Origin of the sequence: Clostridium sp. AM28-20LB, from assembly GCF_003480665.1 — a bacterium.
Classification (GTDB): Bacteria; Bacillota; Clostridia; order Lachnospirales; family Lachnospiraceae; genus Otoolea; species Otoolea fessa.
Genome location: NZ_QUJN01000008.1, coordinates 25,126 through 38,828, shown reverse-complemented (window position 1 = coordinate 38,828; position 13,703 = coordinate 25,126). Strand labels below are relative to the sequence as shown.

Below are 13,703 nucleotides of genomic sequence, written 5' to 3'. Positions count from 1 at the left end.
AGGATGAGCGGACTCCCTTTTTTGTGGTTAAACAAGATTAATGCGAAAATTATTTGTCGTAGAAATGAATGCGTTCCAGAATTTGCTTCTGGCTCTTGATTTCCATTTTGGAATAAATGGAAGCTAGATGCTTTTTGACAGTAGGGATGCTGACGAAGAGGGTGGAAGATATCTGATCGTTGGAATAGCCGCGCAGTAAAAGGCTTAAAACATTTACCTCTCGGTTCGTCAGGGAAAAATCCCGGCTGATCTGGGAAAGAGTACGATCCATCACATAGGATAAATCGAAGAACAGACATACAAAACAGTCGTTGTCTGGTCCCTCCTTGAGATGGGAGCGGCTTACCTCCAGAAACAATGGGCTGTTTTCCATCTTGTATTCGATATTTTGTCCGGTGATGCTTCCAGAACGGAGCAGCTGCCGGCAAAGAGAGCGAAAACAGTTGGAAATGGGGTTGTTGGATAAATCTGCAAATCCATGATTCTCCATGTATGTACGGTAGGTGGTATTGCATCCGATAAAATTCAGTTTATCGTCAAAACAGCCGATTCCGATGCAGTTGTAATTTTCCAGTACATGAAATGCCCGTCCGATGTTGAGCTCCCGCCCGTAATTTTTAAATACGTTGCAGAAATGCGGCTGGAATAACCGGACAAGGCTTAATTCATCTGGCAGGAAATTTTTTTTATCGTTGGATCGGTGGATGGAAAACACACCCCGCAGATCCCGGTTCCGAATCGAAAAATTCGTTTCAATGGAATCATGCAGCCCCATGGGAAGTAGAAATTCCTGAAAATAAAGAGAATTTTTTCGAACCTCCTGATTGAACAGTTGGTTGGTCAGGAAAGTTACATTACTGTCGGAGTCCAGAATCGACAGAACATCGTCCATATGGCAGTATTCTTCCTGATATCGCCGTTTCTGTTCATCATTCCAGTTGATGGTGTAGATGGAATGGGTTTTGTAATTCTGTCCCTGCTTTTGGTAAAACAAAAAATTTGCTTTTTCAAAGAAAACAATATTGTTCAGGTTCAGGAAAAAACTCTCCATCCGTTTTTCAAGAAGAATTGAATCGTCGTAAAGTTCAGCAATGATCTGATTGACGTTTTCAATTCGTGATGTTGTAAAAAGATTTTCAGCACTCATGAAGATGCCTCCTTTCCCGTGAGTATTCAATTAGTGAAAACAAAATGGAATCAATACTAGACTATAGTCCAACTATTGTTTTAAACCATTTTTAATAGACTGATAATATATAAAGCATAATAAAATGTTGTTATGATTATTGCAAGTGGAAAAACTTTGAAAATAGAAAAAGTATCCAAAAGTATACTATGATAGAACCGAAAGTACCTACCATTAACTGACGCCATGCATCATAATAACCAAAACACAAAAAACTTTGTATTAAAAATGATGTTTTTTGAAAGTTTTCATCATGATATGATTTTAACAACGAGATTTCAGAAAACTGAAAGAGAACGGACAAAATTTTTAATACGGAGGAGCCTATGGAAAAAAAGAATGAATTTTGTTTGCGGGAGATTAAGGGGAGAAAGGCAGTAACCTGTATTGAGACACATACAGAGGGAGAGCCAACCCGAACCATTTTATCGGGATTTCCGGAGATTCCGGGGAACACGATGGAAGAAAAGATGCTCTATATGATGCAGGAACAGGACTGGATAAGAAAAGCAATTTGTTTTGAACCGCGAGGAAATGACGTAATGTCCGGAACGATTGTTACCAAGCCGTGCAATCCGGAGGCAGATTTTGGTGTTTTATATTACGAGGTTGGAAACTGGATGCCGATGTGCGGACATGATACGATCGGAGTTTCAACGGCACTGATTGAAAGCGGACTCTTAAAAGCGGAGGAACCGTATACATATGCGACCTTAGATACACCATCTGGACTGGTAAAAGTGAAAATTGAGGTAAAAGATGGCAAGGCGGTGCGGGTATCCTTTAAAAATGCTCCGGCATTTGTGATGAATCGGGATGTAAAGGTACAGGTTCCTGGATATGGTGAGATTCCGTTAGACATCGCATACGGTGGAAATGTATTTGCGTTAGTACCGGCATCGGCAATGGGCTTAAAGCTGGATAAAGAAAATGCAAAAGAGATTGTCGAAAAAGGAAATTATCTTAAAAAGTTTATCAATGAGCAGGTAACAGTCAAGCATCCGTATCTGGAAATCATGAACCAGGTAACGCATGTGGAATTTTTCGAACCGGGTACAGAAGGGGTTTCGGATGTAAAAAATGCAGTTGTCATTCCCCCGGCAGCGATTGACCGAAGCCCTTGCGGAACCGGTACATCAGCGAAGATGGCACTTCTTCATGCGGAAGGAAAGCTGGCAGTCGGACAGTCGTTTGTGCATGAGAGCCTGATTGGAAGTTTATTCCACTGCCATATCGTTGAAGAGACAGAGGTGGCAGGAATTCCGGCAGTAGTACCGGAGATTAGCGGACGGGCGTTTGTGATGGGAGAGAGTACATGGTTATTCGATCCGGACGATCCATTCCCGGAAGGTTTCTTATTAGGCTAAATTGATAGAAACAAAATAAGAGTTTAAAGGTACAGGGAGGTACTTCTGAGGGAAAGAAGTACCTCGGGAGTTCACATAAAAACAGTATAAAGGAGGATACTTTATGAAAAAGAGATGGCTTTGCGGTACGATGGCATTGGTAATCGGAGCGATGGCAATGGCGGGGTGTTCAGGCGGAAATTCTTCTTCATCCGCATCTGCAGCCGGAACCGAAGCAGCAGATAGTGGTTCCAGCGTAGATACTTCCGGAGCGGAGATGACGATCCGTGTAGCACATGTATGTGGAACCGGTTCTCCGTATGATTACGGTGCGAATGCTTTTAAAAAGCTGGTCGAGGAGGGCAGCAACGGACGGATTAAAGTAGAGGTTTATGCAGGCGATATGACAACCGACGAGGTTGAGTGTGTTGAGATGGTTCAGAATAATAACCTGGAAATCGGCTGGGTAGGAACTGGTGCACTGGGCGGGTTTGTACCAGATTTAGGTATTTTTGAGCTTCCATTCCTGTTTGAGGATGAGGATAATGTCAATAAAGCGCTGGAGGGAGAATTTGGCAATTCCCTTCTGGAGCAGTTAAGCGCGGTTGATGGAATTACAGGACTTGGTTTCCATGAGGATGGCTGGAGAAATATCCTGACTAAAGATAAGACAATTAATACCGTAGATGATATGAAGGGCGTTCGTATGAGAACCATGCAGAATGAAGTTTGCGTGGCAACCTACGAAGCACTTGGTGCTACACCGGTTGCATTGGCATCTGGTGAGCAGTTCACAGGACTTCAGAATGGCGTTGTAGATGGAACAGACAATAGTGCATTATATGCAGTAGCAGATGGTTATATTGAGGTTGTTAATAATATCTGCGATATTCATCATTACTATTCCAGCGGTATCATTGTTGCTTCTTCAAAATGGTATGAGGGTTTAAGCGAAGAAGACCAGAAACTCGTGAAAGAGTCAGCTATAAAAGCAGGCGAAGAGCAGAGAGCTTGGTTCCTGGAAAATGACGAGGCAAAGATTGCTGAGTATGAAGAAAAAGGTTATACCGTAACACGTCCGACTGATATTGATGCATGGAAAGAAAAAGTTGCTCCGGTATATGATAAAATGTACGCGGCACATCCGACCTGGGAAGGTCTGGTTGAGATGGTTCGCGCAGCGAAATAAAGTACAATAATTTTTGAACTATCATGTACTCCCGGAGCCTGTTTTCGGGAGTACATTTACAAAGAGGGGAGAAAAATGGCAGGATTGATTGAAAAACTTCACAAGATTGGCGACGTGATCAATACGGTTGCCAGAGTTGCATTAGGGGTTACGTCAATTGCTTTATGTATCGCGGTAATCGGCCAGTTTATTTTGCGATGGTTTGGAGCTACGATGCCATGGGCAACGGAGTTCTCCTGTTATATCTTCGTTTGGACCACGATGCTTGGCAGTGCCGTAGCAAGCCGTCATCTGCTTCATATCGGTGTTGACATGGTAATTAACTTGTGCCATGGAAAAACACGTCAGTTTATGCTGGTTCTGGCGGATGTGATTTTATTATTTGCACTTGTTTTATTTACAATTTCAGGTTGGAACTATACAGTTGCACAGATTCCACATCTGGGAACGACGATCAAGGTTTCGCTGGCGCTCTTTTATGCAGCCCTTCCGGTCAGCGGTCTCATTATGATTTATTATACATTTGTGCAGCTTCTTGAAAATATATGTTACGGGGAAGCGAAAAAGATTCCTCTTCCGGGGGATGAAGAGTAGGAGGTCAATATGTTCAGCAGTATAATTTTATTTGGAAGCTTTTTCTTGTTTCTTGCATTAGGCGTTCCGATTGCTTTTGTATTGATCGTAGCGACGGTCTCCTATGCGCTTTTAAGTACCGGTGATGCCAACCTGGCGTTGGTTCCGCAGCGAATTATCTATGGTATTAATAGTTTTACCATGCTTTGTCTTCCATTCTTCGCTCTGGCAGGAAATATTATGAATCACGGCGGTATTACCATGCGTCTGGTTCGTTTCGCACAGGCATTCGTTGGACATATCAAGGGTGGTCTGGCGATGGTAGACATCCTGGTATGTATGATGTTTGGTACAGTTTCAGGCTCGGCGGTAGCTGGTACGGCGGCAGTTGGATGCCTGATGATTCCGGCAATGAAGGATGAAAAGTATGATCCGGCGTTTACAGCAGGTCTGACCGCGTGTGCATCCTGCTGCTGCCCGATTATCCCACCGAGTCTGGCATTCGTTATTTACGGTGCGGCAGCGAAGGTATCCGTTGGCGATATGTTTATCGCTGGAGTAGTACCGGGTATCCTGATGGGTATTATCATGATGCTGGTTGTTTATGTATTTGCAGTGAAACGTGATTTTTCAGCAGGTCCTAAGACAAGCTGGAAGGAAAAATGGGAAGCAACCAGACAGGCACTTCCATGTATCGGACTTCCGATCATCGTTGTTGGCGGTATCATGGGTGGTTTCTTTACTCCGACCGAGGCAGCGGCGGCAGCGGTTCTTTATTCCCTGATTTTGTCGGCATTTGTATACCGGACCGTTGGCTGGAAAGAGCTCTGGAAATCGATTATCGACAGCGCGATCGACAGTGGTACGGTTATGCTGATTGTCGGCGGCTGCTATCTGTTTGGATGGGTTATCTCCAATGAGAGATGGGCAGTTTCTGTAACGAATATGCTGGTTGGTCTTCATACTTCTTTAGCAGTGAAACTGTTACTGGTCAATCTGGTTCTTCTGGTTGTTGGTATGTTTATGGATAGTGCTCCGGCAATCATGCTGGTAGCGCCGATTCTGGCACCGGCGATGGCAAGCCTGGGCGTTGACCCAATTCAGACTGGTATGATTGTCTGCCTGAACCTGACCATCGGTCTGGCAACTCCGCCGGTAGGTGTCTGCTTATACACGGCAACCAATATTGCAAGATGTAAATTTGGAGATACGGTTCGAAATGCAATACCATTCCTGGTAGCGATGCTGGCAGCATTAGCGATTATTACGAATGTTCCGGTAGTATCCAGAATTCCATTTATTTTAATGGGACGATAGAAACGAGAGGGGACGTTGAAGTTGGACGTTCCCTTTTCCTTTACAAAAACACGAACCAAAAATGATGAATAAAAAACATGGAATGATTGATACAAAAAGGAGGACAAACCATGGAAAAACTACCCTGCAGTATCTTCAATGATGTACTCGGTCCGGTGATGCGCGGACCTTCCAGTTCCCATGTGGCGGGGGCGGCGCGGATCGCCTCCATGATCCGGCAATCTCTGGATGCACCGGTGAAAAAAGCGATTGTTGATTTTGATGTTAATGGTGCGCTGGCGGCATCGCACACGGGACACGGAACGGATATGGGATTTGCCAGCGGGCTTTTGAATATGGAGCTGGATGCGCCGGATGTCGCACAGTATGAGGCGATTGCGAAAGAACGGGGATTGGAGATCGAATACCGGATCCTTGATTATGGGGCAGAGCATCCGGGCAATTACCGGGCAGAGGTCTGGGACCAGAATGGAAATGTCGTGCACTGGGAGGCGATCGCAGTCGGCGGCGGTATGGTCGAGATGCAGAAATACGAGGGATTTTCGGTGCAGATAGCCGGAGATTTCTATGAGCTTCTGGTGATTGCGGAGGTGGCACCGGGAATTAGGGAAAAGATAGAAGCACTTTTGCCGGATGTTGAATTTTTCCAGAGCGATCAAAAGGAAGGTCAGATCTTATATAATTGGAAAATAGCTGTTCCGCTGACAAAAGAGGTGATTCAAGCCGTCCGCGGTGTGGCGGGTGTCAGCCAGGCGTGCTATCTTGAACCGGTGCTTCCGACGCATTCCAGCAGAACCTGTCAGGTTCCATTTTCAACGGCAGCCGCCCTGGTTGATTATGCGAAAGAGCATCCGATGGATTCCTGGGAGTATGCATTGGAATATGAAGCTTGTCGGGGCGGTCAGTCGAGAGAAGCCGTATACCGTCAGATGGAACAGATCTTGTCGGTCATGGAACAGGCGGTTGAGACGGGATTAGCCGGGACGAAATATCAGGACCGTATTCTGGGCGAGCAGGTCAGCAGGGTGGCAGCAGCCGAACAGGCAGGACGCCTGATTCCGGATCCGATTGTCAATGAGCTCATCCGTTGCATCACGGCGGTGATGGAAAGCAAGAGCTCCATGGGCGTGATCGTAGCAGCACCGACCTGTGGCTCCTGCGGATGCCTGCCGGGAACGGTCATCGGACTGGCGCGGGCGCTGTCACTTCCGAAAGAAACGGTAGTACAGGGACTTCTGGTTGCGGGTCTGGTCGGTGTCTTTTTCGCAGAGGAAGCGACGTTTTCGGCGGAAGTAGCAGGATGCCAGGTAGAGTGCGGTGCCGGTTCTGGTATGGCAGCGGCGGCACTCACGGCGATGATGGGCGGAACCATCGAAAATTGTATGGATGCGGCGTCTGTAGGACTCCAGAACATCACAGGACTTGCCTGCGATCCGGTTGGAAACCGTGTTGAATGGCCGTGCCTCGGCAAAAATATCATGGGCGGAAGCAATGCGCTCGCCAGCGCCAATATGATTCTGGCAGGCTACGACAAGGTGATTCCGCTGGATGAGACGATCGGCGCAATCTATGAGATCGGTCTGTCGCTGCCGCTGGAACTGCGTTGTACCTTTGGCGGTCTGGGTAAGACAAAGACTGCTCGGGAGATTCTGAAGCGGTCCGACGCGCATTTTCCGGGGGAAGAGGCGCGGTAGGTGTAATTCGAAACATCGTGAAAGGACAGTTACAGTTTGTGTAAGGTGCGTACTGTAAGGTGGCATATCTTTTTAAGATCTGAAATAAAAATTGATTAAATAACTCTATAGAGATATAATATTAATAAAAATATCTCTATAGAGTTATTTCCATTAAAACGAACCTATTTTTTATATACCACATGTTTCTACTTGCTCCCATAATAGATAAGGAGGTTCCTCAGAATGAGAAAAATTTTATATCACGGTTCCTTGGAAATTATTTCTACTCCTATGTATGGTCAGGGAAAGGTCTATAATGACTACGGACAGGGCTTTTATTGTACGGAGAGTCTGGAGCTGGCGAAGGAGTGGTCGTGCGCCGAGCGGGAGGACGGCTATGTGAATCAGTATGAAATGGATGAAACCGGTCTTTTGATTTTAAATTTGATGGAGAAGCACTACAGCGTTCTTCATTGGCTGGCGATTTTGATGAAATACCGGAAAATCCGCCTTTCTTCGGCGGTCATGAAACGGGGAAGAGAGTGGCTGCTGGAACATTTCCTCCCGGATGTGGACGGATATGATGTGGTGATTGGGTACCGGGCGGATGATTCGTATTTTTCATTTGCAAGGGCGTTTGTAAATAATGAAATATCGTTAGAGCAGCTTTCGTATGCGATGCGGCTGGGAAAATTGGGAGAGCAGTATGTATTAAAGAGTCAGAAGGCATTTCAGGCGATACACTTTCTTTCTTATGAAGGAGTAGATTCAGTGGAATATTATGTAAAACGAAGAGCCAGAGATGAGCAAGCTAGAAATGCATACCGGAAAAAGGTGGAAGAGGATGATATCGACGGTATTTATATGCGGGATTTGATTCGAGGGGAGGTGTCGGCTGAGGATGAGCGCTTATGGGATTGAATATCTGGATGATGCGATGAGGAATCTGGGGGAAATGACAGATTATGCGGTCAATGCCTGTGGGATGGATCTGGAAGATTTTTGGAAATTGTTTCTTACAACCGGGTATGCAGAAAAATTTGGGGAAGGTGTACCAAGAGTAGTGAGCGGCTTTTCTGGAACGGAGCTTGCGGAGGAAGTGCTTCGAAAAGCGGGAAAAAAGGATGAACTGCCGGAACCGCAGGTAGAATTTACCTGTTCCAGAGAGTATTGGAGTGGCTGGATACTGGCGTATTATCAGTGGTACAGTGAGAAGAAATTTAAGGAAATTGAAGCAGGGCTTCCGGTCCGGGAGGTTGTGGAAATGTATCCGGCACTTCATGAAGCTCCGGAGGATAAATTTGTTGAGGCGGCAGACAGAATCATTCGAAGAAAAGAGCAGGGGAAAAACGCGTTGCGGCGGATCCGGAAGATGGCGGGATATACCCAAAAGGATCTTTCAGAGCAATCGGGGGTTACGCTGCGGAGTATTCAGCAGTATGAACAGGGAAAAAAGAAGATTCAAAAAGCATCCGCAGAAACCGTGCGTGCGCTTGCACGGTCACTGGGATGCCAGATGGAAGATTTGCTGTAATTGCGAAGGAATTGGACAGTTTCAATTTGCTATAGCGCAGTCGCCTTCGGCAGACTAAAAATAAATTCCGTCCCCACGCCCTCGGTGCTGACAACGTCGATATTTTCCCCATGTGCCTGAACAATCTCTTTGACAATCGCAAGCCCCAGTCCGGTCCCCTTTTTATCTTTTCCGCGCGATAAGTCGGTCTTGTAGAAACGTTCAAAGATTTTCTTCTGGCTGTCCTTCGGGATGCCGATGCCGGTGTCTTTGACGGAAATGAAGATTTTTTCATACCGGATGGAGGTCTGGATGTAAATGATCGAATCCTCGTGGCTGAATTTGATCGCGTTGTCGATCAGGTTGTAGAGAACCTGTTGGATTTTTCCGAGATCGGCGTAGACCATCTGGATGCTATCCGCAAAGGTCAGGTCAAACGTGATGCCTTTCGCGCTGCACGTGCCCTCGAAGGTTGCGGCGGTATCCTTGATCGTCCGGTTGATATCGAAATTTGTCCGGGTTAAGTAGCCTTTGCTGTCCAAGGAGTTGAGTGTCAGCATGCCTTGGGTCAGCTTGTTGAGGCGTTCGGTTTCGGAAATGACGATGTGCAGGTATTTATGATAGAGTTCCTGCGGGATTGTGCCGTCGAGAATCGCCTCGAGATAGCCCTTGATGGAGGTCAGCGGCGAGCGGAAATCGTGCGATACGTTCGCGATGAAATTGTGCTGGTACTGTTCCATTTCATTTAACTCGCTGGACATATAGTTTAATGTGCTGGCGAGATAGCCGATCTCGTCGTGGGTGGTAATCGGGATATTGTGTGCCAGGTTTCCGGCTGCATATTCATTGGCTGCGACCGTAATCTTTTTGAGCGGGAAATAGACCACTTTTGTAAAAACAAGAAGCACCACCAGGGATAGGAAGAACAGGATGATCGATGTTATGTAAATAATATTTAGAAATCCGTTCTGTTCCGCCTCAATGTTCTGGATTGGCATATGAATCACGATGTAGCCGTAGGTCTTCATATTGCCTGTGATCGGGGCGGAAACGGAGAGTACTTTGCTGTCAAACAGGTTGTAATACTGTCCGATGGAATAGAGCCGGTTGCCCTGTGCGGTCGGGTCGAAATCGTCGATTGCGATGCCGGTACGACTGTCGCTGCTGTCCGCAACGATGGTGCCCTCATGGTTCAGGATCCAGATATCCGATTGCAGATAGGCGGAAACCGCCTCGAGCTGTGGGTATGCCGAGTCGAGATTGATGGTTTTGCCCTCGTAGGCTTTGCTGCACCGATCGGCAATCATGGTCGCCTCGTCATACAGAACCTCCGATTCGCGTTCCACCAGATGGTGGTAGGTCATCTCAGATGAGATGGTCGCGATCGTGATGAATCCAAGCAGACCGAAGATGAGATAGCCGATCAGCAGTTTATAATAAAGAGAATGTGTGTAGTGGTTTGATTTCATGGTAAACCTCCGGTTACCTCTTCACGTAACAGTTCAGTTCCTTTACTAACAGTTACCGTTTTACCTCAAATTTATATCCAATCCCCCAGACGGTCGTCAGCGCCCACTTGTCGTTGCCCTTGATTTTTTCACGGAGCCGCTTGATATGGACATCTACCGTCCGCGTGTCGCCGATGTATTCATATCCCCAGATATGGTCGAGAAGCTGCTCCCTTGTGAATACCTGGTTTGGTGAGGACGCGAGGAAATAGAGCAGTTCCAGTTCCTTCGGCGGCAGCTCGATCGAGTGTCCGTTGTAAATGACGGAGTAGTTCGTCAGGTTGACGATGAGATCCGGATATTCGACAAAATTGCCATGCTGTTCGGTCACGGACGATGCAGGCATCTGCACCGGCAGCTGGTAGCGCCGCAGAACGGCTTTGACTCTGGCAACCAACTCTTTCGAATCGAATGGTTTGATCATGTAGTCATCGGCGCCCAGCTCCAGCCCCAGCACCTTATCAAAGATTTCGCCCTTGGCGGAGAGCATGATGATTGGCACCTGGGAGGTACTTCGCAGTTCCCGGCAGACCTGATAGCCGTCGATGCCCGGAAGCATCAGATCAAGGAGAATCAGGTTGGGCTGAAATTCGGGAAATACCCGGAGAGCTTCTTCCCCGTCTCCGACAATTTTCGTTTCAAAACATTCTTTCGTCAGGTAAAGTGAGATTAGTTCAGCAATGTTGTAGTCGTCATCTACGATGAGAATGCGCTGCTTTTCAGCCATGTTGATTCCTCCTGTTTTTTTGGATATTTGTAACTGTTCAGTACCTTCACAGTTATGGATATTTCTTATTTAAATGTCACGATTGTAACGCCTGTATCGCCTTCGCCAAACTCGCCAAGCCGGTATTCCTTGACATAGCTTAATTTCTTCAAGTGGCGGTGTACGCCCGCTTTCAAAGCGCCGGTTCCACGACCATGTACGACGCGGACCTGCGGAAGATGCGCCAGGTAGGCATCATCCAGGTATTTGTCGAGTACCGGGATCGCCTCATCGACGGTCATGCCAATCAGGTTGACCTCCGGCGATACGCTGAAGGACTTGGACATCTTGATCTTGCTGCTTCCGCTTCCGGATCCGCGGGAACCACCCGTATGTGTGCCGGAAAGTCCCGGTCCGGTGATGGATGCTTCCTCGACCATTTCCAGATCGCGGATATTGACGAGGGAGCGCAGAATTCCCATCTGTACATACAGATCGCCCTTGGCGTTCGGCAGGGAGCTGACGGTTCCCTTTAAATTCATCGAGAGAACGCGCACGGTATCGCCGAGACGCAGCTTTTTCGCGGAAACGGCTTTTTTCGGTGCGGCGGTTTTCTTAACTGCCAGTTTCTTGTCTACATCCTGGATCTTGCCGCGCAGCTTGGTCCGCTCAGCTTCCAGTTCTTTATTGACGCCGGAAGACTTGGCAAGCTTGTTGATGTTGCGGATCGTCTGATCGGCGGTGTCCTTCGCATCCTGAAGGATCTTCTGAGCTTCCTCGCGGGCTTTGGAAAGCATTTTTTCCTTCTGCTCGGAGAAACGTTCTTCCTTCTGCTGGAGGCGGTTCTTCAGCGTTTCAATTTCCTGTTTATAGGAGGCGATCTCTTCGCGCTCTTTTTCAATGGTCACGCGGCTGTTTTCCAGATTGGCAAGCAGATCCTCGAAGGATTCGTCCTTCTGCTCCATCTGGTTTTTCGCCTCGTCGATGATATAATCCGGCAGCCCCAGCTTGCGGGAAATGGCAAATGCATTACTTTTTCCTGGAATACCGATGAGCAGGCGGTAGGTCGGGCGGAGAGTCTCGACGTTGAACTCGCAGCAGGCATTTTCAACGCCTGGAGCGGTCAGCGCAAAGACTTTTAATTCGCTGTAATGCGTGGTTGCGATCGTCCGACAGGTCATGTTGTGCAGGAAATTTAAAACCGCAATCGCCAGCGCCGCGCCCTCGGTCGGGTCGGTACCGGAACAGAGCTCATCGAAGAGACAGAGCGAATTGGCGTCCGCCTCATTTAAAATCGAAACGATATTCGTCATATGGGCGGAGAATGTACTCAGATTCTGCTCGATGCTCTGCTCATCGCCAATGTCGGCAAATACATTGTCAAAAACAGCCAGCTCGGATCCCTCAAATGCCGGGATATGGAGTCCTGACTGCCCCATCAGGGTAAAGAGTCCGACGGTTTTTAAAGAAACGGTTTTACCACCCGTGTTTGGACCCGTCACAATCAGAAGGTCAAACGAATCGCCAACCCAGATGTTGATCGGAACGACCTGTTTCGGATTTAAGAGCGGATGGCGTCCGTCCTTGATATTGATATACCGTTTGTTGTTAAATTTCGGTTCCACGCAGTTATAGTGGCGGGAAAGAGCTGCCTTTGCGAAAATGAAATCGAGCTCTGCCAGAATCGAAAGATCCGAGAGGATCGCGTCGGTGTAAGGCATAAGCTGGCTGGAAAGAGCTGCCAGAACGAACTCAATTTCCCGTTTTTCCTGGATTTCCAGCTCGCGCAGTTCGTTGTTCAGCTTGACGATCGCGAGCGGCTCGATAAATACAGTCGAACCGGTCGAGGACTGGTCGTGCACCATGCCTGGAACCTGGGATTTATACTCAGCCTTGACCGGCAGGCAATAGCGCCCGTCGCGCATTGTGATGACGGCATCCTGTAAATAGGTCCGGCTGGAATTTAAAATAGAATTTAACTGGGTATGGACGCGTCCGCCCACGATCTTCATGGAGCGGCGCACTTTGGCAAGTCCCGGACTTGCGTCATCGCTGACCTCATCCTCGGATGGCAGACAGCGCTTGATCTCATTGTTGACCGGCGTCAGCGGATCCAGGGCGCGGAAGCGCTCATCAAGGGAATCATCTGGAAATTCTTCGGATTTCTCATGGCGTCCGTAGCTCTGCGCGCGGGCAGCGACTGTCAGCAGGGAGCTGACAGAGAGAAGCTCCGGGATCCCCAGGGAACTTCCGATTTCCAGACGTTTCATGGAACCACGCACATCTTTCACGCCGCCGAAGGAGAGACTTCCCTTCATGCGGACGCGCGTCAGGGCATCGGTCGTCTCCGTCTGGCTCTGCCGGATCGTCCCCAGATCACAGGACGGCTGCAGTTCCCGGCACATCTGTTTTCCCATCTCCGTGGAGGCGTACTCCGTGAGCTGGTCGATGATCTTTGTATATTCGAGAGTTTTTAATGCTTTTTCATTCATGTTGTGGTAATCCTCTTAATTTAAATGGTGTTCACATGATACCGTGACCACTAAATTCGTGAAAGACCTCATTAAGTGGTCAGGTATAAGTTCTCACTAGACTCGAAAAGACCTCGTCAAGTGTTCACATTATATCACATTCCCCGCCGTCTAGCCAAGCATTCGCACTTTTTTCTTGCATAACCTTAAGAAGGAAA

The 13,703-nt window shown here is 47.7% G+C and carries 11 protein-coding genes; 7 read left to right on the top strand and 4 right to left on the bottom strand.

Annotated features, from left to right (window positions below; translation table 11 throughout):
- Positions 1 to 49 precede the first annotated feature (49 nt).
- On the bottom strand, positions 50 to 1,147 hold the full coding sequence (locus tag DW739_RS13070) for a helix-turn-helix transcriptional regulator (protein WP_118469285.1): 1,098 nt from the start codon (positions 1,145 to 1,147) through the stop codon (positions 50 to 52).
- A 365-nt stretch (positions 1,148 to 1,512) separates the two neighbouring features.
- On the opposite strand from DW739_RS13070, the gene DW739_RS13065 reads away from it, so the two are divergent.
- The 7 genes from DW739_RS13065 to DW739_RS13035 all read left to right on the top strand — a co-directional run bounded on the left by DW739_RS13065 (position 1,513) and on the right by DW739_RS13035 (position 8,821).
- Entirely contained in the window at positions 1,513 to 2,553 is a 1,041-nt protein-coding gene (locus DW739_RS13065) for a proline racemase family protein (RefSeq protein WP_207665579.1), read from the top strand.
- 103 nt (positions 2,554 to 2,656) lie between these two features.
- Positions 2,657 to 3,721 (top strand): TRAP transporter substrate-binding protein, encoded by a 1,065-nt coding sequence (locus tag DW739_RS13060; RefSeq protein WP_022358811.1) that lies wholly within the window; start codon positions 2,657 to 2,659, stop codon positions 3,719 to 3,721.
- Positions 3,722 to 3,796: 75 nt separating this feature from the next.
- The gene (locus DW739_RS13055) at positions 3,797 to 4,315 is read left to right on the top strand and encodes a TRAP transporter small permease (protein ID WP_118469284.1); all 519 of its coding nucleotides are present in this window, start codon (positions 3,797 to 3,799) and stop codon (positions 4,313 to 4,315) included.
- A 9-nt stretch (positions 4,316 to 4,324) separates the two neighbouring features.
- A complete protein-coding gene (locus tag DW739_RS13050) occupies positions 4,325 to 5,611 on the top strand; it encodes a TRAP transporter large permease (RefSeq protein WP_118469282.1) in 1,287 nt (428 codons plus the stop codon).
- A gap of 110 nt (positions 5,612 to 5,721) precedes the next feature.
- Positions 5,722 to 7,305 (top strand): L-serine ammonia-lyase, iron-sulfur-dependent, subunit alpha, encoded by a 1,584-nt coding sequence (locus tag DW739_RS13045; RefSeq protein WP_118743192.1) that lies wholly within the window; start codon positions 5,722 to 5,724, stop codon positions 7,303 to 7,305.
- A 225-nt stretch (positions 7,306 to 7,530) separates the two neighbouring features.
- Positions 7,531 to 8,208, top strand: a complete 678-nt coding sequence (locus DW739_RS13040) for a DUF3990 domain-containing protein (RefSeq protein ID WP_107001858.1) — start codon at positions 7,531 to 7,533, stop codon at positions 8,206 to 8,208.
- Complete coding sequence (locus DW739_RS13035) at positions 8,189 to 8,821, top strand: helix-turn-helix domain-containing protein (protein ID WP_022358806.1); 633 nt, start codon at positions 8,189 to 8,191, stop codon at positions 8,819 to 8,821. Before DW739_RS13040 ends, DW739_RS13035 begins: the two co-directional genes overlap by 20 nt.
- A gap of 29 nt (positions 8,822 to 8,850) precedes the next feature.
- Here DW739_RS13035 and DW739_RS13030 read toward each other — a convergent pair whose 3' ends face one another.
- From DW739_RS13030 to DW739_RS13020, 3 genes are all read right to left on the bottom strand, one after another.
- A complete protein-coding gene (locus DW739_RS13030; RefSeq protein WP_117796703.1) occupies positions 8,851 to 10,269 on the bottom strand; it encodes a HAMP domain-containing sensor histidine kinase in 1,419 nt (472 codons plus the stop codon).
- A gap of 52 nt (positions 10,270 to 10,321) precedes the next feature.
- On the bottom strand, positions 10,322 to 11,035 hold the full coding sequence (locus tag DW739_RS13025) for a response regulator transcription factor (RefSeq protein WP_107001860.1): 714 nt from the start codon (positions 11,033 to 11,035) through the stop codon (positions 10,322 to 10,324).
- Positions 11,036 to 11,100: 65 nt separating this feature from the next.
- Positions 11,101 to 13,506 (bottom strand): endonuclease MutS2, encoded by a 2,406-nt coding sequence (locus DW739_RS13020; RefSeq protein WP_118522497.1) that lies wholly within the window; start codon positions 13,504 to 13,506, stop codon positions 11,101 to 11,103.
- Positions 13,507 to 13,703 lie beyond the last annotated feature (197 nt).

What these genes read in the sequence shown, in the direction of transcription:
- DW739_RS13070 (WP_118469285.1), bottom strand. Translation starts at nt 1,147, where the DNA reads ATGAGTGCTGAAAATCTTTTTACAACATCACGAATTGAAAACGTCAAT.
- DW739_RS13065 (WP_207665579.1), top strand. Translation starts at nt 1,513, where the DNA reads ATGGAAAAAAAGAATGAATTTTGTTTGCGGGAGATTAAGGGGAGAAAG.
- DW739_RS13060 (WP_022358811.1), top strand. Translation starts at nt 2,657, where the DNA reads ATGAAAAAGAGATGGCTTTGCGGTACGATGGCATTGGTAATCGGAGCG.
- DW739_RS13055 (WP_118469284.1), top strand. Translation starts at nt 3,797, where the DNA reads ATGGCAGGATTGATTGAAAAACTTCACAAGATTGGCGACGTGATCAAT.
- DW739_RS13050 (WP_118469282.1), top strand. Translation starts at nt 4,325, where the DNA reads ATGTTCAGCAGTATAATTTTATTTGGAAGCTTTTTCTTGTTTCTTGCA.
- DW739_RS13045 (WP_118743192.1), top strand. Translation starts at nt 5,722, where the DNA reads ATGGAAAAACTACCCTGCAGTATCTTCAATGATGTACTCGGTCCGGTG.
- DW739_RS13040 (WP_107001858.1), top strand. Translation starts at nt 7,531, where the DNA reads ATGAGAAAAATTTTATATCACGGTTCCTTGGAAATTATTTCTACTCCT.
- DW739_RS13035 (WP_022358806.1), top strand. Translation starts at nt 8,189, where the DNA reads ATGAGCGCTTATGGGATTGAATATCTGGATGATGCGATGAGGAATCTG.
- DW739_RS13030 (WP_117796703.1), bottom strand. Translation starts at nt 10,269, where the DNA reads ATGAAATCAAACCACTACACACATTCTCTTTATTATAAACTGCTGATC.
- DW739_RS13025 (WP_107001860.1), bottom strand. Translation starts at nt 11,035, where the DNA reads ATGGCTGAAAAGCAGCGCATTCTCATCGTAGATGACGACTACAACATT.
- DW739_RS13020 (WP_118522497.1), bottom strand. Translation starts at nt 13,506, where the DNA reads ATGAATGAAAAAGCATTAAAAACTCTCGAATATACAAAGATCATCGAC.